This window comes from Amycolatopsis sp. WAC 04197 (assembly GCF_003947475.1).
GTDB classification, from domain to species: Bacteria; Actinomycetota; Actinomycetes; order Mycobacteriales; family Pseudonocardiaceae; genus Amycolatopsis; species Amycolatopsis japonica.
Genome location: NZ_QHJK01000001.1, coordinates 284,020 through 304,928, shown reverse-complemented (window position 1 = coordinate 304,928; position 20,909 = coordinate 284,020). Strand labels below are relative to the sequence as shown.

At 68.7% G+C, this 20,909-nt stretch carries 23 protein-coding genes; 7 read left to right on the top strand and 16 right to left on the bottom strand.

Annotated features, from left to right (window positions below; translation table 11 throughout):
• Window positions 1–5 precede the first annotated feature (5 nt).
• On the top strand, window positions 6–746 hold the full coding sequence (locus tag DMC64_RS01460) for a hypothetical protein (RefSeq protein ID WP_037333639.1): 741 nt from the start codon (window positions 6–8) through the stop codon (window positions 744–746).
• 195 nt (window positions 747–941) lie between these two features.
• Here DMC64_RS01460 and DMC64_RS01455 read toward each other — a convergent pair whose 3' ends face one another.
• A complete protein-coding gene (locus tag DMC64_RS01455) occupies window positions 942–1,949 on the bottom strand; it encodes a hypothetical protein (RefSeq protein ID WP_125731534.1) in 1,008 nt (335 codons plus the stop codon).
• Window positions 1,950–2,043: 94 nt separating this feature from the next.
• On the opposite strand from DMC64_RS01455, the gene DMC64_RS01450 reads away from it, so the two are divergent.
• Window positions 2,044–2,835: a DUF2470 domain-containing protein gene (locus DMC64_RS01450; protein ID WP_125731531.1), complete on the top strand. Its 792-nt coding sequence runs from the start codon at window positions 2,044–2,046 to the stop codon at window positions 2,833–2,835.
• Here the strand turns inward: DMC64_RS01450 and DMC64_RS01445 are convergent.
• Window positions 2,832–3,293 carry a PPOX class F420-dependent oxidoreductase gene (locus tag DMC64_RS01445; RefSeq protein ID WP_125731530.1) on the bottom strand — a complete coding sequence of 154 codons (462 nt, stop codon included), beginning with the start codon at window positions 3,291–3,293 and terminating at the stop codon, window positions 2,832–2,834. The two genes, DMC64_RS01450 and DMC64_RS01445, sit on opposite strands and share 4 nt — an antisense overlap.
• Window positions 3,294–3,316: 23 nt before the next feature.
• Between DMC64_RS01445 and DMC64_RS01440 the strand changes: the two genes are divergently transcribed.
• The 3 genes from DMC64_RS01440 (at window position 3,317) to DMC64_RS01430 (ending at window position 6,048) form a co-directional block, all read left to right on the top strand.
• A complete protein-coding gene (locus tag DMC64_RS01440) occupies window positions 3,317–4,114 on the top strand; it encodes a CPBP family intramembrane glutamic endopeptidase (protein ID WP_125731528.1) in 798 nt (265 codons plus the stop codon).
• Window positions 4,115–4,127: 13 nt separating this feature from the next.
• Window positions 4,128–5,339 carry an arginine deiminase gene (locus DMC64_RS01435; protein WP_052120290.1) on the top strand — a complete coding sequence of 404 codons (1,212 nt, stop codon included), beginning with the start codon at window positions 4,128–4,130 and terminating at the stop codon, window positions 5,337–5,339.
• 157 nt (window positions 5,340–5,496) lie between these two features.
• Complete coding sequence (locus tag DMC64_RS01430; RefSeq protein WP_037333655.1) at window positions 5,497–6,048, top strand: ferritin; 552 nt, start codon at window positions 5,497–5,499, stop codon at window positions 6,046–6,048.
• Between the two features lie 67 nt (window positions 6,049–6,115).
• On the opposite strand, the gene DMC64_RS01425 is transcribed toward DMC64_RS01430, so the two are convergent.
• The 4 genes from DMC64_RS01425 to DMC64_RS01410 form a co-directional block, all read right to left on the bottom strand.
• Window positions 6,116–6,958, bottom strand: a complete 843-nt coding sequence (locus DMC64_RS01425; protein WP_125731526.1) for a hypothetical protein — start codon at window positions 6,956–6,958, stop codon at window positions 6,116–6,118.
• Window positions 6,955–7,467, bottom strand: coding sequence for a SigE family RNA polymerase sigma factor (locus DMC64_RS01420; RefSeq protein WP_037336067.1), 513 nt, complete (start codon window positions 7,465–7,467; stop codon window positions 6,955–6,957). Before DMC64_RS01420 ends, DMC64_RS01425 begins: the two co-directional genes overlap by 4 nt.
• 205 nt (window positions 7,468–7,672) lie before the next feature.
• Entirely contained in the window at window positions 7,673–8,026 is a 354-nt protein-coding gene (locus DMC64_RS01415) for a DUF952 domain-containing protein (protein WP_125731524.1), read from the bottom strand.
• Window positions 8,027–8,099: 73 nt separating this feature from the next.
• Window positions 8,100–8,981 (bottom strand): DUF5926 family protein, encoded by an 882-nt coding sequence (locus DMC64_RS01410; protein ID WP_125731522.1) that lies wholly within the window; start codon window positions 8,979–8,981, stop codon window positions 8,100–8,102.
• A 289-nt stretch (window positions 8,982–9,270) separates the two neighbouring features.
• On the opposite strand from DMC64_RS01410, the gene DMC64_RS01405 reads away from it, so the two are divergent.
• A complete protein-coding gene (locus tag DMC64_RS01405; protein ID WP_037333665.1) occupies window positions 9,271–9,483 on the top strand; it encodes a hypothetical protein in 213 nt (70 codons plus the stop codon).
• Between the two features lie 60 nt (window positions 9,484–9,543).
• Window positions 9,544–10,713, top strand: coding sequence for a cytochrome P450 (locus tag DMC64_RS01400; protein WP_125731521.1), 1,170 nt, complete (start codon window positions 9,544–9,546; stop codon window positions 10,711–10,713).
• A 51-nt stretch (window positions 10,714–10,764) separates the two neighbouring features.
• Here DMC64_RS01400 and DMC64_RS01395 read toward each other — a convergent pair whose 3' ends face one another.
• The 10 genes from DMC64_RS01395 to DMC64_RS01350 form a co-directional block, all read right to left on the bottom strand.
• The gene (locus DMC64_RS01395) at window positions 10,765–11,691 is read right to left on the bottom strand and encodes a DUF4328 domain-containing protein (RefSeq protein ID WP_125731519.1); all 927 of its coding nucleotides are present in this window, start codon (window positions 11,689–11,691) and stop codon (window positions 10,765–10,767) included.
• Window positions 11,692–11,735: 44 nt separating this feature from the next.
• Window positions 11,736–12,086: a rhodanese-like domain-containing protein gene (locus tag DMC64_RS01390; protein ID WP_007030524.1), complete on the bottom strand. Its 351-nt coding sequence runs from the start codon at window positions 12,084–12,086 to the stop codon at window positions 11,736–11,738.
• 47 nt (window positions 12,087–12,133) lie between these two features.
• Complete coding sequence (locus tag DMC64_RS01385) at window positions 12,134–13,765, bottom strand: cation acetate symporter (RefSeq protein WP_125731517.1); 1,632 nt, start codon at window positions 13,763–13,765, stop codon at window positions 12,134–12,136.
• Window positions 13,762–14,106: a DUF485 domain-containing protein gene (locus tag DMC64_RS01380; RefSeq protein WP_037333683.1), complete on the bottom strand. Its 345-nt coding sequence runs from the start codon at window positions 14,104–14,106 to the stop codon at window positions 13,762–13,764. The genes DMC64_RS01385 and DMC64_RS01380 overlap by 4 nt, the downstream gene beginning before the upstream one ends.
• A 139-nt stretch (window positions 14,107–14,245) precedes the next feature.
• On the bottom strand, window positions 14,246–16,036 hold the full coding sequence (locus DMC64_RS01375; protein ID WP_037333687.1) for a cation acetate symporter: 1,791 nt from the start codon (window positions 16,034–16,036) through the stop codon (window positions 14,246–14,248).
• Window positions 16,037–16,067: 31 nt separating this feature from the next.
• Window positions 16,068–16,586: a hypothetical protein gene (locus tag DMC64_RS01370; protein WP_037333690.1), complete on the bottom strand. Its 519-nt coding sequence runs from the start codon at window positions 16,584–16,586 to the stop codon at window positions 16,068–16,070.
• Complete coding sequence (locus DMC64_RS01365) at window positions 16,583–17,419, bottom strand: LytTR family DNA-binding domain-containing protein (protein WP_037336073.1); 837 nt, start codon at window positions 17,417–17,419, stop codon at window positions 16,583–16,585. Before DMC64_RS01365 ends, DMC64_RS01370 begins: the two co-directional genes overlap by 4 nt.
• Window positions 17,420–17,591: 172 nt before the next feature.
• Window positions 17,592–18,524 (bottom strand): glycoside hydrolase family 16 protein, encoded by a 933-nt coding sequence (locus DMC64_RS01360; protein WP_125731515.1) that lies wholly within the window; start codon window positions 18,522–18,524, stop codon window positions 17,592–17,594.
• Between the two features lie 186 nt (window positions 18,525–18,710).
• Window positions 18,711–19,556 (bottom strand): S49 family peptidase, encoded by an 846-nt coding sequence (locus DMC64_RS01355; protein ID WP_037333697.1) that lies wholly within the window; start codon window positions 19,554–19,556, stop codon window positions 18,711–18,713.
• 19 nt (window positions 19,557–19,575) lie between these two features.
• On the bottom strand, window positions 19,576–20,871 hold the full coding sequence (locus DMC64_RS01350) for a histidine kinase (RefSeq protein WP_016330581.1): 1,296 nt from the start codon (window positions 20,869–20,871) through the stop codon (window positions 19,576–19,578).
• Window positions 20,872–20,909: the final 38 nt, after the last annotated feature.

Here is a 20,909-nt window from a genome sequence, read left to right as displayed (position 1 = left end):
CGGATATGCGCTTCGTCCGTGAGCTAGCCGAACCGTGGGGACTGCTCCTCGCGGCGACGTCGGCGGGGGCCGCCTGGGCGGTGCAGCTGCCGACGCTCGCCGCGCTCGGCGTCGGCGTGACCGTGCTCGCCGCCCGCGCCGGGGTCGCCGCCGCCACGCGTCCGAAACCGTTGCCGGAGCCCGAAGAACGGCCGCTACCCGACGTCGAGCCCGGTTCGCCCGAGGCGGGCTGGGTGCGGCGCGCGGAAGCGGCGGCCGACGGCTTCCGCTCGATCTCCGCTTCGCTCGACACCGGTCCGCTCGCGGATCGGGTGGCCGCCATGGAGCCGGTGGTGCGGGAAACCGTCGACACCCTCCGGCGGCTGGCCGCTCGCACGTCCGCCACCGGGAAAGCGTTGGCACGGGTGGACCTCGGCGCGGTGTCGGCCGAGAAAGCCCGGCTGCGCAAGGAATTGAAGACCGCCGACGACGACATCCGCGGTGACCTGACCCAGTCGCTCGAATCGGTGCAGGCACAGGAAGACGTCCACACGCGACTGTCGAGCGCGCAGCGGAAACTGGTGGCACAGCTGCGATCCGGCGCGCTCGGCCTCGACGGCCTGGTCGCCAGGGCGGCCGAGCTCTCGGCCGCCACCGGCGATGCGCTGCTCGACACCACGACGATCGGCGAGTTGAGCGAGCAGCTGGAGGGGATCCGGCGGGGTGTCGTGGAGACCGAGGAGGCGACGCGGCGCTCGCTCAGTTGAAGCGGACGCGGCCAGCTTCAAGGTCGAAAGGCCATCACGGGAACTGCCACGTCTTGACTGTCCACAAGGGACACCTTTCGCGATTCAGGTGCCCGATTTGGGCACTTTGAGCAGTATTGCCTGGGGGTCGTGAGTGGCGATGATCGTTCTAACGCTCTTTACCACTCACGACCCCCCGCACAACCCGGCCAACCGTTACCGCCCGAATCTGACCGGCCCGAAAACCGCGCACCCCGGCACACCGGCCTTCGCCGTCTTCCCCGCCGACGGCACGCCGAGCACCCACAGCCGTCCGGTGGCGGCGATGTTGGCGGCCAGCGACGGATCCGATCCGCCCGCGGTGACGGTGACCTCGCGGCCGTCGGGCAGCACCGTCCGGCCTTTCACCGTGACCATGCCGAAGAGGTTGACCGACGCCGGCCCGGACACGACGGCGAGTTCGGTCCACCGCGGCTCGGGTGACGGCCGGGCGACCACGAAAGCCGCGATGCCGAGCCCGATCGTCGCGAGGACACAGAGAGCGGCCAGCACCCGCGTGTTCGGCACGAGGAGGCTGTCGCGGTCGGGATAGTCGAAGGCGACCCAGAGCGAGAAGGCGGCCGCCACCAGCGTGATCCCGGCGCCCAGCAGATAGTACGAACCCAGCAGCCGTCCTTGCAGGGTGACCAGCCGTCCCGGTGTGACCGGCTCGGCCGCCAACGGCACCGAACCCCGCGCCGGGGCGTCCCGGAACGCGCCGCGCCGCGGGCCGATGACACCGGGCAGCACGAAGAAGGGGCCGAGCACCCACAGCCGCCGTTGCGCCGCCAATTGCGCTCGCAGCGGGGCGGGCAGCCGGAACACGAGCCACCGGCCGTCGAGCGGGACACTCACCCGGGAACCGGCGACGACGACTCCGTCCAGCCCGCTCACCAGGCGGAACGGTTTGCCGGTGAGCTTCCGCATCGGCGACGATCCGGCAAGGACGAGGTAGCCGAAGTAGAGCGAAACCGGTGTCATGAAGCAGAGCAGGAAGGCGGGCGCGGCTATTCCGAACCGTCCTGACACCGCCAGGAAGACGCCGAGCACCACGAGCAACCCGGACGCGAAGGACGTCGTTCCGGCGGTCAGGGTGAGACGGTCGAGAAGGGGTGTCAGGACCGGCATGTTCTTCGCCGGAATCCCTTCGGGTGGTTCGAGCACCCGGATTCTGTGGTCTTCCACCAGGTCAACGTATACGTGTGCGGTGAGACGTGATCCAGGCTACTTCCACTCGGCGGCCAGATCAGGTTAGGCTCACCTAACCAGGAGGTGAGCCGTGACCACACCGACGTCCATCCGCCGCCCGCCGGCGCCGAACCCCGCGGAACGCGCGAAGACGATCGCCACCCGCAACGGGCCGGCGACGCTGATGCCGACCGCCGAGCAGCGTGACCTGCCGGGACAGTGCGGCCGGGTCATCCCCGAGCTGCACCACGTGCACCCGAGCGGCAGCGTCAGCATCCTGCTGCCGGACGAGCACCACCTGGTGAAACGAGCGCACGAGGCACAGCGCGGCGAGCTCGCGGTGATGGTCGAACTGACCGATCAAGCGCCGGTCGACCTGCGCGAACCCGTTCGCGGGCTGTTGTGGATCACGGGCTGGCTCCGGCCGCTTTCCGAGGTGTCGGCGCGGGCCCGCGCGGTCTCCATCGCCGAAACCCGGCCGGACGAGCGGCTGCTGGACGTCGGGCACGGCCTGACACTGCTGCGGCTGACCCCGGCGTCGCTGGTGCTCGCGGACGCCGAGGGCACGCATTCGCTCCGGCCGCATATGTTCAGCGCCGCGCCGCCGGATCCCTTCCACGACTACGAGGCCGCGTGGCTGCGGCATCTGGAGACCGACCACGCCGACGTCGTCCAGCAGCTCGCCAAGCACGTACCCGCCGAGCTGCGCGGCGGCTGGATCCGGCCGCTCGGGCTGGACCGCTACGGACTGCGGCTGCGCGTCGAGGCCGACTCCGGCGACCACGACGTCCGGCTGGCGTTCTCGCGGCCGGTCGAAGGGCCGCAGCAGTTGAGCGGCGAGATCCGCCGACTGGTCGGTTGTCCTTACTTTCCCCAGGGTTAGGCGAGTTCCGCCGGGAAGCCGCCCTTGGCGATCGGGCCCCACGAGTCGATGGTGACGCGGATGATGCTCTTGCCCTGCTTCACCATCGCTTCGCGGTATTCGTCCCAGTCGGGATGCTCGCCGGAGATCGCGCGGAAGTAGTCGACCAGCGGCTCGACCGAGTCGGGGAGGTCGAGCACCTCGGCGGTGCCGTTCAGCTGGACCCACTGGTCGTTCCACTCGTCGGAAAGGACACAGGCGGACACCTTCGGCTCGCGTCGGATGTTGACGACCTTCGCGCGCTTCGGATACGTCGAGATGACCAAGCGGCCTTCCGCGTCGACTCCGCAGGTCACCGGCGAAAGCTGGGGGCCGCCGTCCGCCTTGGTGGTCATGAGGATGGCGCGGTGACGGGTGGACAGGAAGTCGACGAGCGCGGCCCGGTCGACGGTTTCGTTGGTCGCGATACTCCTGGGCATGACCCGACGGTAACGTGCGGCCGATGAGCTGGCTGCGTCCCGAACGCCCGGCGCTGCCGGAATTCGTGGAAGATCCGGCGCGCCGCCGCGCGATCGTCATCGAACTGGTCGTCGTCTTCGGCATCACCCTCGGCCTGTCCGGGCTGCGCAGCCTGCTGTCCCTTGTGGACTCGCTGCTGCAGCCGGTTCCGCTCGCGCAGCAACAGGCGCAGCTGAACGTCCCCCAGGCGACCCTGAGCCTGGTCGACCTGCTCAAACAGCTCCTGAGCGCCGGCCAGCTGGTCGGCTGGGGCTCGCTCGGGCTGTACCTGTTGTGGCGCGGCGGGATGAAGCTGGCGGAGATCGGGCTCGACAGGCGGCGTCCCGGCCGCGACGTCGTCCACGGGCTCCTGCTCGCCGCGGTGATCGGGATTCCGGGACTCGGGCTGTACTTCCTCTCCTACAGCCTTGGATTCAGCCTGTCGGTGCAACCGTCCACTTTGGGCGAGACGTGGTGGCGTCCGATCACGCTGACGTTGTCGGCCTTCGGGAACGCGTTCGCCGAAGAGGTGCTCGTCGTCGCGTACCTGCTGACCCGGCTGCGGCAGCTCGGCTGGCGCGAGAACACCTCACTGGTCGCGTCTTCGGTGCTTCGCGGGTCGTATCACCTGTATCAGGGTTTCGGCGGTTTCGTCGGCAACGTCGTGATGGGCCTGGTGTTCGGCAGGCTGTGGCAGAAGACGAACCGGCTGTGGCCGCTGATCGCCGCGCACACCGCGCTGGATTTCGTTTCCTTCGTCGGATACGCGCTGCTCAAAGGGCGAGTTTCCTGGCTTCCCTAGCTAGTGTGAAACCGTGATTGACGAGACGACTCCACCCCGAGTTGACAGCGAAGTCGGCCCCCTGCGTGCGGTGCTGCTGCACAGGCCCGGCAACGAGCTCAAAAGGCTCACGCCTCGCAACAACGACCAGCTCCTGTTCGATTCCATCCCGTGGGTGGACCGCGCGCAGGAGGAGCACGACGCGTTCGCCGAGGTGCTGCGCGGCCGCGGGGTCGAGGTGCTGCTGCTGGCCGACGCGCTGCGCACGGCGCTCTCGGACACCCGCGCCCACGCGGCGGGCGTGCACGCGGCCGTCGACGAGCGCCGCCTCGGACCCGACCTGGCCGATTCGCTCCGCTCCCACCTTTCGAGCGCGGCACCGGCGACGCTGGCCGAGGTCCTGATGGCCGGGATGACCTTCGAGGAACTGCCGGCCGCCGAGGGCGCCTCCCTGGTCCGGCTGATGAACCACCCGAACGACTTCGCCGTCGATCCGCTGCCGAACCTGCTGTTCACCCGTGACTCGTCGGCGTGGATCGGCGACCGCGTCGCGGTTTCCTCGCTCACCATGCCCGCGCGTGTCCGCGAAACCGCGGTGCTGGACCTCATCTACGCCTACCACCCCTGGTTCCGCCACGCCGCCCGCGCGTACGGCGCGCATTCGGCGCCGATCGAGGGCGGCGACGTCATGCTGCTCTCGCCGGGCGTCCTCGCCATCGGCGTCGGCGAGCGGACGACCGCGGCGGGTGCCGAGTCGCTGGCCCGGTCCGTGTTCGCCGACGGGATCGCGCACACCGTGCTCGCCGTCCCGATCCAGCAGACCCGCGCGACCATGCATCTGGACACCGTCTGCACGATGGTCGCGGCCGACGCCGTCGTCATGTATCCGCTTTCCCGTGATTCGCTGACCGCATTCACCATGCGACCGACCGACGACGGTTCGGTGAAGGTGGAAGGCCCCGCCCCATTCCTCACCGCGGCCGCCGAAGCAATGGAAATCGAACGGCTCCGCGTCATCGACACCGGCCTCGATCCGGTCACCGCCGAACGCGAGCAATGGGACGACGGGAACAACACCCTCGCTCTCGCGCCCGGCGTGGTCATCGGGTACGAACGTAATGTGGAAACCAACGCGCGCCTGGAAGAAGCCGGGATCGAGGTCCTGGCCATCACCGGGTCCGAGCTGGGCTCCGGCCGCGGCGGCCCGCGCTGCATGTCGTGCCCGATCCGGCGCGAAAGCATCTGAAACAGAAATAAAGTAAGCCTTCCCTAATTGATTTCCATTGATTAGGGAAGGCTTACTTAATTGAGGCGGACCTATTGTCGGTAATGGTAACCTAATAGGGGGGACATCACCAGAGAAAAGTGGAAATCGAATAGGGACCTGACGTATCGTCGAACACATGGCCCTCATCAAGAAGCAACCGCGCTCGAAGTTCTACGAACTGCTGCAGGCGCAGATCCACAACGAGTTCAACGCCTCCCAGCAGTACATCGCGCTGGCGGTCTGGTTCGACGCCGAGGACCTGCCGCAGCTCGCGAAGCACTTCTACAAGCAGTCCGTCGAGGAGCGGAACCACGCGATGGCGCTGGTCCAGTACATGCTGGACACCGACCACCACGTGGAGATCCCCGGCACCGGCGACGTGCGCAACGACTTCTCCGACGTCCGTGAGCTCATCGAGCTCGCGCTGCAGCAGGAGAAGGACGTCGCGACCGACATCCAGCAGCTGGCCAAGGCCGCGCGCGCCGAAGAGGACTACATCGGCGAGCAGTTCACGCAGTGGTTCCTCAAGGAGCAGGTCGAGGAGATCTCCCAGATGTCCACGCTGCTCAACATCGTCAAACGCGCCGACGGCAACCTGTTCGAGGTGGAGAACCACCTGCACCGCGAGTCCGTCGGTGACGGCGGCGCCGACGCGGGGATGCCCCCGGTCGCCGGCGGCGCGCTCTGACCAACGCTCCCACCACGGAGAAAACCCGGGCTCTCCCCCTTGGAGAAGCCCGGGTTTTCTTCGTGCGTCAGCTGAACTGACAGTCCTGGTTGATGCTCGTCAGCAGGATGCCGACGGCCGATCCGTCGTCGGACACGGAGATCCGGTACGCGCTCACCGCGCTGACCGGCGCGACGTAGGCACTGCCGTCCTTGGTGCTGCCGGGATAGGCGGCGAGGATGTCCGCCTCGCTCGAGCCGACGCCGATCCCCTCCGGGGTGTGCACCGTGCCCGCCGGGTTGATGACGGTGATCCCGTCGCCCTCGGTCAGCGACACCGACGTCGGCGCCGGAACGGCGGCCCCTTCCGCGTAGCCGTAGGTGCAGGTGCCCCGGACCTCTTTCGCCCGCAGCGGACCGGCGGTGGCCTCCGCCTCGGACTCGCTCATCCCGAGCCGGAGCTTGCCGAAACCGGCGGAGGTCAGCAGCGCGCCAGTGGTCACCTTGCGCTGCGTGGGCGGCTTCGTGGCGGCGGTGCTCTTCGGCGGTTTGGCCGGCCCGTCGGAGACGGTCGAGTGCGGCGGCACGGTGGTCGGGTTCGGCTGTTCCACCGGCGCGGAGGCCGGCGGCGCCGAGCTTCCGGGCCCCGGCTGCGCCAGGCTCGACGACGCCGCACCCATGGTGAGCTGGTCGCCGCCGGGGAAGGCCGCGCCGTTGTCCTTGTCGTGGATCGTGAAGACGGTGAGCCCACCGCCCAGCAGGACCACCGCGGCGGCCATCCCGCTCGTCGTCTGCATCAGCTGACGGCGGCGACGGCGACGGCGTGCGCCCGCGACGATCGCCTCGGGATTCAGCGTGGACCCCACGGCCAGCCGCTCGTCGGCGAACAGGTCGCGCAACCTCTGCTGCACGTCCTCTTCGGACATGTTCATCCCGCTTCCCTCCCTTCGCCCTTGGGCTCGAACAACGCGAGCTTCGTCCGCAGCGACGCGATCGCCTTGCTCGCCTGGCTTTTGACGGTGCCCTGGCTGACCCCGAGCGAATCCGCGATCTCCGCCTCGGACAGCCCTTCGTAGTAACGCAGGACCATCACCGCGCGTTGCCTCGGCGGCAACGCGCGTAGCGCCTGCCACAGCGGCTCGTGCTCGAACGGATCGGCCGGGCTGTACGGCTCGACGTCCGGGAGGTCGGCGACGAGGCTCTCGCGTTTGGTCCGGCGCCAGCGGCTGATGTGCGCGTTGGCCATCGAACGGCGGATGTAGGCCATCGGGTCGCCGGTCTTGTGCTGGACGTACGACCAGCGGGAGCCGATCTTCTCCAGCACGGTCTGGACGAGGTCGGCGGCGTCGTGCGGGTTCCCGGTGAGGGCGTGCCCGTACCTCAGCAGCCCCGGCAGGCTGGCCCGCACGAAGTCGCCGAAGTCGGTGAGCTCACCCGACACGGCGCTGTTCCGGCTCTCGCCGGCCCCCCAGACGTCGGCCCCCGGTATGACCGTCGCGGCAGCGGTCACCGTATCGCCTCCTCCCGGGGTCACCTGGCCAGGTCTGCCTGGCCCACCTCTCCCGAAACGCATGACCGCCCCCACAGGTTGTCTTCAGCCGCGAACCAGTTCGAGAGACGCTCGTCTCGCCGAGGAGTTGCCCGCCTCAACGTTTCGACACGGACTCGGGAATTCTGAACGAACCGTCCCCCTGAACAGGGAATTCGTGAACGGCCACCACGGCGTTACGGGGTATCGGCCCGTACACGTGGGGGAACTGGATACCGGCCGGATGCGGCGGGTCCCCGTCCTCCCAGACGACGGGTGCGCCGACGAGCGCCGGGTCGATCTCCAGCAGCACCAGATCGGTGCGGCCGGGGAACACGGCGTTGGCCGGGATATGCGCCGTTCCCGGGTCCGAGCAGTGGATGAAGCCGTCGGATTCGAGCGACGCGGCGGTGTAGACGCCGCCTTCGGGCACCGAAGCCCACTCGTCCTTGGTACAGATATGGAGGATCACGCGCCCATCCTCGCGCATTTAGTCCTCTGGATGCGGAGCCGGCATCCAGAGGACGAAATGCGTGGGAAGGGGATCAGCGGATGGTGAGCTGGCGGCCGATGAGGCCGTCGCGCGAGCGGCGCTCGGCGGCGTTGAGCGGCTCGGTGTCGAGGGACTTCAGCGCCGCGTCGAGCCGGGTGCCGAGCTGGTCCTTCGCGTCGGCCCACTCGCGGGCGTGGGCCTCGGGGTCGAGGTCCCACACCGGGACGAGCAGCCCGTGCGCGCGGAACGAACCGGCGTAGCGGGAGCCCTCGCCGAGGCCGAGTTCACCGGCCGCGGACAGCCGCGCAAGCGCTTGCAGCAGCAGGTTCTCCGGCTCGGGGCGGACCCAGCGCAGATGCGCCTTCTCCCCGGCGAGCACCCAGTACGCGCCCGCGCCGAGACGTTCGGTCGGCATGATCGCCGCGTTCGCGCGCTCGAGGGACAGCGCGACGTCTCCGCTCGCGTCGGCGTCCTCGGGCAGCCACCAGGCGAAGTCGTTGTAGAGCGTGACGTCGAGTTCGACGTCCGTGTCGAGCAGGTCCTGCAGGCGGGCCTTCTCGTCGGCGGTGGGCGGCGTCGTGGTGTCCGGCACGGACAGCACGTCACCCTCCTTGGCCTCCAGCACCCACTTGAGCGCGCGGCCGAGGTCGCGGCTGATGTCCGAGGACCGGGTCTGCACCTGCATCCCGATGTAGCGCTCGCCGTCGGACCGGACGAACGCGGCCGCCGCCATCGGCAGCACCGTGCCCAGGGTGACCTTCTCGCCGGAGCCCAGCGTGAGCGCCGCCGTCGCCGACGGGACGAACTCGCGCAGCGCGATCAGTTCGGTCTCCGCCGCGAGCCCCTCGAAGGGCTGGCCGACGAAGACGTCGCGCACCTTCGGCTTGCGGTCCGAGGTCGTCTTGGGACCCTTCTTGCGCGAACCCTTGCCCACGTCAGCCTCCTCAAAGCTCGGTTCGGAACGCTATCGCGGGAAGGCGCACGCCTCGTAAGGCCCCCGGGGTTGGTGACGAAGACGTCGCGGACGACACCCGGCAGACCACCGGATCGACCTGATCGACGGGTTTCAGCGGCCATCCGGGTACCACGCAAACGTGACTGAAAACGGTTGTCATCATCCGGACGATCTAATCGCGGGTGATCAGCCTGCCGTTTTGCCCGTACCGCACCGAATACTCGATCACGGCGCCATCCGGTGCCGTAGTGCGGAGAAGGGATCACAGATGAGCACCTCGAAGCGCCGGGCCGCGCTGGCCGCGTTTCCCGTGGCACTCGGTCTGATGCTGGCCGGGCCCGCGGTGGGCACGGCTTCGGCCGCGCCGCAGTCCGACAGAGCCGACCAGGCGCGACATTGCCTGCTGCTGTGCGTCGGTCATCACCACGGGCATCACCATCACGGGCTGCACCTGCACCTGGGGCTTTGGCTGCATCTGTAGCTCCCTGCCGCGCCGGGGCGGCCACCCCGGCGCGGCGCCCGGCCGGGTTACAGTCGGCGGGTGTTCGACCTCGCCGACCCGGCCTTCCTCGCGAATCCGTACCCGTCCTTCGCCGACCTCCGCGAGCGCGGCGAAGTCCACCGGCACGACGGCCTCGGCATCGCGGTGGCGGTGTCGCACGCGGCGTCGGCCGCCGTCCTGCGGCATCGCGGGCTGGGCCGGATCTGGCAGGACGCGCTGCCGGTGGAGCGGTTCGCGTCGTTCAACCTCCTGCACCGCAACTCGCTGCTGGAGAACGAGCCGCCCGCCCACACGCGGCTGCGGCGGGTGATCGCGGGCGCGTTCGGGCGCGGGCACGTCCAGCGGCTGCGGCCGATGGTCGCCGAACTCGCGGACGGCATGGTCGACGGCCTCGCCGCCGAGATCGCCGAAACCGGCTCGGCCGATCTGCTGGCGCACCTCGCGCAGCCGCTGCCGGTCGCCGTCATCGCGGAACTGCTCGGCGTCCCGGTCGACAAGGGGCCGAGCATGGTCACCTGGTCGAACCACATCGTGAAGATGTACGAGTACGGGCTCGCCGAGGACAAGCGCGACGCCGCCGAAGCCGCGGCCGCGGAGTTCGTCGACTACCTGCGTGACGTCGCGAAGCAGCGCGCGAACTCCCCTGGCGAAGACATCATCAGCGACCTTCTGCGCAGTGAGCTCACCGAGGACGAACTGGTCGCGACCGCGGTCCTGCTCCTGATGGCCGGACACGAGGCGACGGTGAACGTCATCGGGAACGGCGTCAACGCGCTGCTGACCCACCGCGACCAGTGGGAGCGGCTGCTGGCCTCCCCGGAGCTCCTGGACCCGTGCGTCGAGGAGCTGATCCGCTTCGACGCGCCGCTGCAGCTTTTCGAGCGGACGGCGACCACCGACGTCGAGATCGCCGGGTTCCGGATCGCCGAGGGCGAGAAGATCGGCGCGCTCCTCGGCGCCGCCGCGCGGGACGCGAAGGTCTTCGACCGGCCGGACACGCTCGACATCGGCCGCACGCCGAACGCGCACCTCGGCTTCGGCATGGGCATCCACTACTGCGTCGGCGCCCCGCTCGCGCGGGTGGAGATCGCGGCCGCGCTGTCCTCCCTGGCCTCGAAGCTGCCGGGACTGGAGCTCGCGGAAGAGCCGGAGCGGCGGCCGGAGTTCGTGATCCGGGGCCTGCGCTCGCTTCGGGTGACCACGGCATAGCAAAGGTCCCCTGCTCTCTTTTCGGGCAAGTCGGAACAGAAGAAACGCGGGTCAGCGCACGGAGGAAGCGGGACGTTCGCGCCGCCCCGGCTCCGGAACCCCATCCACCTTCAGCACGCGAAGCAGCCGAAGGCGCTTCTCCTCGACAGGAGCGAGCAGCCCGGACATGCGCTTCACGAGCAGAGCGGTCACCACAGCCAGCCCACCCGCGGTCAGGTCGGTCAGCGCGACCAGCACGACGCCGTCGGCCAGCGCCTGGACGCCGTCACGGAACCGCCAGACGATGACCAGCGCGAGCAGCACCCAGTTGAGTGCCCAGACGCCCCACCAGACCAGCACGAGCCGCGACGGCTTCGGCCGCGTTTCCCGCGTCCGCCGCAGGACGGCGTGTTCGAGTTCCGCGACGACCGGCAGCACCATGATCAGGTTCACCACCGGCACCAGCACGAACGCCAGCACATGCCGTTGCCGCCTGGGCGGCGCCTCGCCGGAGACGTCCGCGGCCGCGTGCCTGGCGACGAGCAGCCACCACACGGTGAGCCCGGCCGGCAGCAGCGAAAGGATCGTCGTGAGCAGACCGGCCGTGATCACGAAGGTGTCGGAGACCGAGACGACGGACGTCGACAGCGCGGAGTCGCGGCTCTGCACCAGCAGGACGTAGCGCCAGATCTCCGCGGCCGACGCGATGACGGCGAGGGCGGCGAAGGTCCACAGCACCGGCAACAGGCTGCGAGTGATCACCCGCAGCCGCTCGCCCGCGGTGACTTCGCCGGACGCCGTCCCGGGAACGGCGGTCGGGCGGCGCCAGGCCAGATTCGGGAAGCCCCACCTCGGTGGGACCGGATACGACGGCGGACCGGAGTAGCGCTCGGCCACGGGCTTGCGACGCTGCGGCAGCGCGCCGGGCGGCGGCGAAGCGACCCAGCGGACGCGATGGCGCACCGGCTGCCGCATCGGCGCGGGGCGCACGGGCGGCATCGGCGACAGGGGCGCCCTCGGTGGGTAGTGGCCTGGCTGCACGGTTACAGCACTTCGGGCTCGACGCCGGGATGGTCGCCGACCATCGGGCGCCCCTCCTGCTTCCAGGAGCCCATCCCGCCGGCGACGTTCACCGCGTCCCAGCCGCTCGCGTTGAGCCACGCGGCGGCGCGCGCGGACCGGCCGCCGCTGCGGCAGATCACGTAGACCGGCTGGTCGTCGGGCAGGTCGTCGAGTTCGCCGACGCGCGCGGGCAGTTCACCCATCGGGATGTGCTTGGCGCCGGGAGCGTGCCCGGCGGCCCACTCGTCGTCCTCGCGGACGTCGAGCAGCGCGACGCCGTCCTTCGGCAGATCACGGACGGCGACGGTCGGGATGTCAGCAGGGCTCACCACCCTGCCATCCTCGCATCCCGTCCCGTTGCGCGCGCGTGAAGAACAACTCAATGCTTGACGGCTTTTTCCGCCCCGGCGCCGGTGAGCGAGCGAACCTCCATCTCGGCGTACTTCTTCTGGTTGTGGTCCTTGGACAGCACGGTGCCGAGCCAGCCGAGGAAGAACGCGACCGGGATCGAGACGATGCCCGGGTTGTCCAGCGGGAACCAGTGGAAGTCAACGCCCTGGATCATCGAGGCGCTCTTTCCGGTCTTCGGATCGACGGGCTTGCCCGACACCGCCGGCGAGAACACGATCAGCAGCACACAGACCGCGAGACCGCCGTAGATGCTCCACAACGCGCCTTGGGTGTTGAACCGCTTCCAGAACAGCGAGTACAGGATCGTCGGCAGGTTCGCCGACGCCGCCACCGCGAACGCGAGCGCCACGAGGAACGCCACGTTCTGGTTCTTCGCGAGGATCCCGCCGACGATCGCGACCGCCCCGATCACCAGCGCGGTGATCCGCGCGACGCGGACCTCGCTGTCGGGATCGGTCTTCCCCTTCTTGATCACGTTGGCGTAGACGTCGTGCGCGAACGACGCCGACGCGGTGATCGTCAGCCCCGCGACCACGGCGAGGATCGTCGCGAACGCCACCGCCGCGATGAAGCCGAGCAGGACGGGGCCGCCGAGTTCGAGTGCCAGCAGCGGTGCCGCCGAGTTGGTCGTGCCCGGCGCCTTCGCGATCACGTCCGGGCCGACGAGCGCGCCCGCGCCGTAGCCGAGCACCAGCGTGAACAGGTAGAAGATGCCGATCAGCGCGATCGCCCACACCACCGAACGGCGCGCGTCCTTCGCGGTCGGCACCGTGTAGAAGCGCATGAGCACGTGCGGCAGCCCCGCGGTGCCGAGCACCAGCGCGATGCCCAAGGACAGGAAGTCGAGTTTCGTCGTGCCGGTCTTGCCGTACTGCTTGCCCGGGCCGAGCAGCGCTTCCCCGGTCCGGCCGCCCTTGTCGACGGCGGCCTGGAACAGGCTGGAGAGGTTGAAGCCGTACTTCCCGAGCACCCACAACGTCATCGCGAACGTGCCCGCGATGAGCAGGACGGCCTTGATGATCTGGACCCAGGTGGTGCCCTTCATCCCGCCGATCAGCACGTACAGGATCATGATCACGCCGACGACGGCGATCACCAGGTCCTGGCCGAGGTTCCCCTCGATACCGAGCAGCAGGTTCACCAGACCGCCCGCCCCCGCCATCTGCGCGAGCAGGTAGAAGAACGACACGGCGAGCGTGGAGATCGCGGCCGCCGCGCGCACCGGGCGCTGCTTCATCCGGAACGCCAGCACGTCGCCCATGGTGAACTTGCCGGTGTTGCGCAGCAGTTCCGCGACCAGCAGCAACGCCACCAGCCACGCGACGAGGAATCCGATCGAGTAGAGGAAACCGTCGTAACCGTTGATCGCGATCGCACCGGCGATACCCAGGAACGACGCCGCCGAAAGATAGTCGCCCGAGATCGCGATCCCGTTCTGCGGACCGGTGAACGCGCGCCCGGCGGCGTAGTAGTCGGAAGCGGTCTTCGTATTCCGGCTCGCCCGGAAAACGATCACCAGCGTGATCGCCACGAAGATCGCGAAAATGGTGATGTTGAGCGCCGGGCTGCTGCCCTGTACGCCCGCTGCCAGCGTATTCACCGTTCGGTCCCTTCGATCTCGTGCCGGATCTTGTCCGCGAGCGGATCGAGCTTGCGGTTCGCGTACCGGACGTAAAGGCCGGTGATCACGAAGGTGGACACGAACTGCAGCAGGCCGAAGACCAGGCCGACGGTGATGTTGCCGAAGAGTTTGGTGCTCATGAACTCGGTCGCGTAGTCGGCGAGGAGTACATACAGCAGATACCAGAGGAGGAACAGGGCCGACACCGGGAAAACGAATACCCGCAGCCGTCGTCGCAGCTCGGTGAATTCCGGACTCGCCTGGACCTTTTCCCAGTCGGATTCCGGTTGGGAACCCAGGTCTTGATCGGTCTCGCTCATGTCGGACCTCCCACCTGCCGCGACCATTCCATGACTTCGTTGTCACGAAAGATCATGCCCCTCATAGGGCTCCAGAGGATCAATCCATTTGAGTGAACGGTACGACTCTGCGTAGAGGGTCGCGACTCGAAAGAGTGATTTACTTCCGGTGACGGCCTTTTCCGGTGGTCCGGGTCTTCTCTTCGGCCTGCCCGAACCGGGCGACCGCACGATCCCGCATGAAGCCGAGCGGATCGGGTGCGTGCAGCCGCAGCATCACGCCGTGGACGTCGTCCGGCCGCCCGTATCCGGTCGCGCGGCTCACCACGTAGGTGGTCAGGAAGGCGGCCGGGACGGTGATCAGCGCGGGCTGGTTCGAGAACCACGGCGCCCAGCCGCCGGTGTACTTGCTGACGATGTTGACCACCAGCGCGGTCAGCACGAGCCCGCCGCCGACGAGCATCCCTGCCAGCGCACCGGGCCAGCTGAGCTTGCGCCACCAGACCCCGAGCAGCAGCAGCGGACTGAACGTCGACGCGGCCAGCGCGAACGACATCCCGACCGAAAGGGACAGATCCTCCGACGGCAGCAGCACCGCCAGCCCGAACGGGATCAGCGCCACGATCGCCGTCGCCACCCGGAAATCACGGACACGGCCGGGCAGGACATCGGTCGACACGACCCCGGCGACACTCACCAGCAGCCCGGACGAGCTCGACAGGAACGCCGCGAACGCGCCGGCCGCGGTCACCGCGCCCAGGATCTGCCCCCAGAGTCCCGGCAGGACCGCGGACGGCAGCAGCAGGACGGCGGCGTCGGTCTTCCCGGTCACCAGCAGTTCCGGGACGTACATCCGCGACAGCGCGCCCAGCAGCGTCGGGAACAGGTAGAACAGGCCGAGCAGCAGCAGGACGTGCACCGTCGTGCGGCGCGCGGCCTTGCCGTCGGGGTTGGTGTAGAAGCGGACCAGGACATGCGGCAGGCCCATGGTGCCGAGGAACGTCGCGAGGATCAGCGAATAGACCTGCAGCAGATCGGTGAGACTGCCGGAACCGGGCCGGAGCCAGTCGCCATTGGACGTGGGCGCGTCGCTGACCACCGGCACCGGGGTGCCCGCGGTGAACTTCAGCGTCGTGCCCTTGGCGACCTTGTGCGCGACCTCCGGTGCCCACACCGCGAAACCGTTGGCGCGCGCGCCTTCCACCTGGCCGTAGGCCTCGAGCACGGTCACCGAGGTGACCTTCAGCGTGACGTCGGCCTGCACCGAAACGGTGGTGTTCTCGGGGAAGGTCGGCGGCGCGGGCTGCCCGAGCGGACGCGCGCTGCCCGGCGGTCCGGCGCCGAGGAACACGATGCACAGGATGAACGTGGGCACCGCGATGGCGAACAGTTTGAGCCAGTACTGGAAAGCCTGGACGACGGTGATCGCGCGCATCCCGCCCGCGATCACGTTGAACCCGACCACGAAGGTGACCAGGAGCGCTCCGGCCCACACCGGCACCGGCAAGATCGTCGAGAGGGTCAGGCCGGCGCCCTGCAACTGCGGGACCATGTAGAGGATCCCGATGAACACGACGAACGCCGTCGAGACACGGCGCAGCATCGTCGAGCCCAGCCGCATCTCGACGAAGTCCGGCAGCGTGTACGCGCCGGACCGCCGCAGCGGCGCGGCGACGAACAGCATCAGCGCGAGATAGCCGGCGGTGAAACCGATCGGGAACCACAGCGCGTCGGCGCCGTCCTTGAGCACGATGCCGGCGACGCCCATGAACGACGCGGCGGACAGGTACTCACCGGAGATCGCGGCGGCGTTGCGCCGGGAGCGCACGGTGCGGCGGGCGACGAGGAAATCGTGCGTGCTGACGGCCGACCGCGAGGAGCGGTGTCCCAGATAGAAGGTCAGGACCGCCACCAGCACGATGCCGGCCATGGCCCACGGATTCAGCTGCACGGTGTGGATCCTCGCATGTGCAGCTCCGCAATCAGTTCTCGATCATGTCGACGAAGTCGCGTTCATGACGTTCGGCGAGCCGGTTGTACCAAAGGCCGATCCCGAACAGGAACGGGAAAGGGGCCACGCCGAGGATCAACCAGGGCAACGGAATGCCCACGACGACCACTCGTCCGAAGGACGGGATCAGGTAGAAGAGCACCGGAAGCGAACACAGCGTGACCATCACCAGCAGCGCCAGCCAGGAGGCCGTCCGCAGCTGGATCTTCACCAGATCCTTGACCAGGAGCTTTCCCCAGCTGGTCTGTTCTTCGAGCTCGACCCTGGCCCGCAGGGTGCTGGTGGCCTGCCGCGGATCGGCGAGGATCACCCGCTGCCGCTTGGGTTTCGCGTGATGTTCGGGTTTGGCCTGTTCGTGCTTCGGACCGGACGGCGCGCCCGGCACGGGCTCGACGGCGGCGCCCTCGGGTTGCGCCGGTTTCCTGCGCTTGCCCAGCGTCGGGTCCGGCTCGCGGACGCCGTTGACGCGGCGGTAGTAGTCGTCGGTCACGACGACCGGTTGGCGCCGACCAGCCTGTCCTTGAGGGCGCGCGTGTGGCGGCGGCTCACCGGCAGCACCTTCTCCTCGTTACCGATCACGACCTGGTAGCCACCCTGGCCCATACGCAGTTCGGTGATCAGCGGCAGCGAGACCAGGAACGACCGGTGGATGCGGACGAAACCCGCCTTCTCCCAGCGTTCTTCGAGCTGGGCGAGCGGGATGCGGACCAGGTGGCTGCCGTCGTTGGTGAACAGCCGGGCGTAGTCACCCTGCGCCTCGACCCAGCGGACCGAAGACCGCGGGATGAGCTTGGTGGTGCCCGCCAGTTCGACGGGGATGACCTCGTCGTCGTTCTTGACCTGCCCGAGGCCGCCTTCCGGGCCGAACTTCGGCGCGGCGTTGGCGGCGAGTTTGTCGATCACGCGCGTGATCGCGCGGTCGAGACGATCCTGTTGGTACGGCTTGAGCACGTAGTCGAGCGCGCCGAGGTCGAAGGCGTTGACCGCCTCTTCCGCGTGTCCCGTCACGAAGACCAGCGCGGGCGACGGGCGCAGCGCGGCGAACACCCTGGACATCTCCATCCCGGACAGACCGGGCATGTCGATGTCGGCGAACACCGCGTCCACGATCGGCAGGCCGCGGGCCTTGCGATCGGCCAGTCTCGGATCGTCCGCGGACAGCAGGCGCAGCGCCTCCGAAGCGTCGATCGCCGGGTAGACCAGGGCGACGTGCGGGCTGTTCCGGAGACAGTGGACGAGTTCGTCTAGCCCTTTGGGCTCATCGTCCACCGCCAGGACGATGAGCTTCCGGGTGTCATCGTGAGCACTCACAGTGAGACGCATCCTGCCCATTGCCGGGTTCCTTGTCCAGCCCGCTTCACGAAAGTCGAACGAAAGGACGGCACCGGCACCCCCGCGCCCGGGGTGGCCGGTGCCGTCATCTTTTCCGGTGACACGAACCGCCTCGCCGTGCCACATCCATCCCTTCACGGAGTGAAGGAGAACCAGTTGACGCTCACCTGCCGCCGCGGGTCAGGACGGTGACGTAGTCGACGAGCATCGGATGTCCCGGCACGATCCCCGGCCCCGGTGTCGTGGTGCCGGAGTTGTTGTTCGGGAACGCGCCGCCGATCGCGACGTTCAGCAGCACGAAGTAGCCCGCGTGGTTGGTCATGTCGGCCCAGGTAGTGGCATCGACCTGGTTCTGGCCGACCGAATGGAACTGCTGCCCGTCCACCAGCCAGCGGAACACGTTGGGGCTGACGCTCGTGTCCCATTCGAAGGTGTAGGTGTGGAACGCGCTCTGACAGCTGTCGCCGGGACACGTGCGGCTGCCGACCAGCCCGGTGGTCTCGTTGCAGGGGCCGCCGGGGTTGACGCCGCAGTGCAGCACGCCCCAGACCGTGTTGATCCCGTTGACGTTCTCCATGATGTCGAACTCGCCGACGGCGGGCCAATTCCAGTAGTTGCCGCGATATGGCGAGCCCAGCGCCCAGAACGCGGGCCAGTAGCCGAGTGCCGCGGCGCCGGTGACGTTCGGCATCTGGATGCGGCCTTCGATCCGCAGCGCGCCACCCGCGGGCGGTTTGAAGTTCGTGCGCTGCGTTTCGATCCGCGCCGAGGTCCAGTTGCCCGCACCGTCGCGCAACGGCGTGATCCGCAGGTTCCCGGAACCGTCCTGGGCCAGGTTGGCGGGGTTCGCCGTGTAGTTCTGGATCTCGCCGGTGCCCCAGTTCGCCGGGCCGCCGGGGTACGCGTGGCCGGTGTCGACGATCCAGTTCGCGCTCGACGGGAGCGAACCCGCGGCGCCGGTGAAGTCGTCGGTGAACACGGTGGTCCAGCCGGCCGGGGGCGGCGGGACGGCGGCGGTCGCGGGCAGGGCCAGGGGCACCAAGAGCAACGCGGCGCCTGCCAGCGCAATCTTCCAACGGGAACGATTCACGGACATCGGACCTCCTCGTCAACGCTGTCGAGGTTTGTTGCCGTTCACAACAAAGCGGTATGTCCGATATGAGACCTGGTCTGAACCACTTACGCCTACCACCGTTCGGGTGAATCCCCGCCGCCCCCGGATGCAATGAACGGTCCGTTCCTTGCGAAATTTGCAAGGAACGGACCGTTCATGGCACGCGGGTCAGAGGCCGAAGCGGCTCCAGGCGGCCTTGGACTGGACGGCGTCCAGCAACGCGCTCGCCGCGGCGGGCGCACCGATGCCGAGCCGCGCCAGCAGCGGCTTCTTCGGTTCGGCGACCGAGATCTCGGCGTCCGGGTACCGCTCGGTGATCACCTGGCGGAGGCTGCCGACGCCGTCGATCAGGCCGAGTTCGACCGCTCGGGCACCCAGCCAGACGTCGCCGTTGAAGAGGTCGTCGGAGCCGGAAAGCCGGTCGCCCCGGCGCTCGGTGACCCAGTCGACGAACAGTTCGTGGAGCTGGCCGTGCATCTTCTTCAGCCACTCGACGTCTTCGGGCTTCTCCGGGCTGAACGGGTCGAGCCGGGACTTGTTCTCCCCCGCGGTGTGCAGCCGCCGCTCGATGCCGAACCGCTCCAGCAGGCCGGTGAACCCGAACCCGCCGCTGATCACGCCGATGGAGCCGACCATCGACGTCCGGTGCGCGTAGATCTCGTCGGCCGCGCAGGCCAGCCAGTAGCCACCGGACGCGGCGACGTCCTCGGCGAAGGCCAGGACGGGCACCTTCTTCTCGTCGGCGAGCTGGCGGATCCGCTCGGCGACCAGGCCGGACTGCGTCGGCGCCCCGCCCGGGGAGTTGATCTGCAGCGCGACGGCCTTCAGCCGCTCGTGGGCGAACGCGCGGGTCAGCGCCGATTCGACGGCGGCGAGGTTGATCGAGCCCCTGGCCAGGGGTGACGGGGTCGGTGTGATCACCCCGTGCAGCTTGACCACGGCGACGACGTCCTTGCGCTCACCCCGTTCGCCGATCATCGGGAGACGGGAGGTCAGCTTGTCCGCAACGCTCATACCGCCAGGTTACCGGCGTTCACGACGGCAGCACGCCGCTGCGCGAACCGCTCACCCCGCTGGCCTCGTTCGGGCCGCCCTGCGGCGGGACGGTGGCGCTGTCGGCGGAGAAGTCCGGCAGGTTCGGGCGCACGCCGGGCATGAACTTCGGCACCCGCAAGGTCACCTTCATGCCGGCGCCGGGCGCCGTCTCGACCATGAGCGCGTAGTCGCGGCCGAACACCTGCTGCATCCGCTGGTTGATGTTGCCGAGGCCGACGTGCGCGCCCGTGCGGTGCTGGCTGCGGAGGTCCGCGAGTTTGGCGGGCTCCATGCCGATGCCGTCGTCTTCGACGCTGATCAGCGCTTCGGCGCCGTAGTCCTCGGCGATCACCGTGACGCAGCCGCCGGACGGCTTCGACGCGAGGCCGTGTTTGACGGCGTTCTCCACCAGCGGCTGGATGATCAGGAACGGTACGACCACCGAGAGCACCTCGGGCGCGATCTTCATCCGCACTTCGAGCCGTCCGCCGAACCTGGCGTTCTCGATGGTCAGGTACCGGTCGATGTTGCGCAGTTCCTCGGCGAGCGAGGTGAACATTCCCGACGTCCGGAACGAGTAGCGCGTGAAGTCCGCGAAGTCCTGAAGCAGCTCTCGCGCTTCCTCCGGGTCCGTCCGGATCAGCGACGAGATGGTGTTGAGCGCGTTGTAGACGAAATGCGGCGAGATCTGCGCGCGCAACGCCTTGATCTCCGCCTGCTGCAGCTGGTTCTTCGATTCGTCCAGGCGCGCCAGCTCGAACTGGGTGCAGACGAACTGCGCGACCGCGTCGGCCATCTGCACCAGCCGCCCGCGCGTGCGCCCGACGACGATCAGCGCGGCCTCCGTCTCGCCCTCGACGATCAGCGGCACGATCACCGCCGTCCGCATCCGGCAGGTGCCGCGGTGGTTGCACGGCATCTTGTCGTGCGCGACGACCTCGCGGCGGTGTTTGCGGATCGCGTTGCCGATGGCGTCGACGAGGTCGACGTAGTGGTCGTTGGCCTCGCCGTCCCAGGACAGCAGCGTGCCTTCGCTGTCGGTGATGCCGACGGCGACGCAGTCGAGCATCTCCAGCAGTTGGCTGGTGATCTTGTCGGCGACCTGCTCGTCGAGGCCTTCGCGGAGATCCGGTGTCGCCTTCGACATCCGGTGGACGGCCTGCAGCACCGCGTTCTCCACGATGCTCGCGGGACGCCTCAGCTTGATCAGCAGGACGACGACGAGGATGGCGAGCAACAGCGCCACACCCCAAGGGATGATCTGCGCGATTTCGAGCCCGGACACGGCGTCCATGCTCTGCGCTCGACCAACCGGGTGCAAGGCCTGCTCCC

Bases quoted from the DNA above. Each gene is read 5' to 3' on its own strand.
- DMC64_RS01460 (WP_037333639.1), top strand. From the start codon at position 6: ATGCGCTTCGTCCGTGAGCTAGCCGAACCGTGGGGACTGCTCCTCGCG.
- DMC64_RS01445 (WP_125731530.1), bottom strand. From the start codon at position 3,293: ATGCCCAGGAGTATCGCGACCAACGAAACCGTCGACCGGGCCGCGCTC.
- DMC64_RS01440 (WP_125731528.1), top strand. From the start codon at position 3,317: ATGAGCTGGCTGCGTCCCGAACGCCCGGCGCTGCCGGAATTCGTGGAA.
- DMC64_RS01430 (WP_037333655.1), top strand. From the start codon at position 5,497: ATGGCCCTCATCAAGAAGCAACCGCGCTCGAAGTTCTACGAACTGCTG.
- DMC64_RS01425 (WP_125731526.1), bottom strand. From the start codon at position 6,958: ATGAACATGTCCGAAGAGGACGTGCAGCAGAGGTTGCGCGACCTGTTC.
- DMC64_RS01405 (WP_037333665.1), top strand. From the start codon at position 9,271: ATGAGCACCTCGAAGCGCCGGGCCGCGCTGGCCGCGTTTCCCGTGGCA.
- DMC64_RS01395 (WP_125731519.1), bottom strand. From the start codon at position 11,691: ATGCCGCCCGTGCGCCCCGCGCCGATGCGGCAGCCGGTGCGCCATCGC.
- DMC64_RS01380 (WP_037333683.1), bottom strand. From the start codon at position 14,106: ATGAGCGAGACCGATCAAGACCTGGGTTCCCAACCGGAATCCGACTGG.
- DMC64_RS01365 (WP_037336073.1), bottom strand. From the start codon at position 17,419: ATGCGTCTCACTGTGAGTGCTCACGATGACACCCGGAAGCTCATCGTC.
- DMC64_RS01360 (WP_125731515.1), bottom strand. From the start codon at position 18,524: ATGTCCGTGAATCGTTCCCGTTGGAAGATTGCGCTGGCAGGCGCCGCG.
- DMC64_RS01355 (WP_037333697.1), bottom strand. From the start codon at position 19,556: ATGAGCGTTGCGGACAAGCTGACCTCCCGTCTCCCGATGATCGGCGAA.
- DMC64_RS01350 (WP_016330581.1), bottom strand. From the start codon at position 20,871: ATGGACGCCGTGTCCGGGCTCGAAATCGCGCAGATCATCCCTTGGGGT.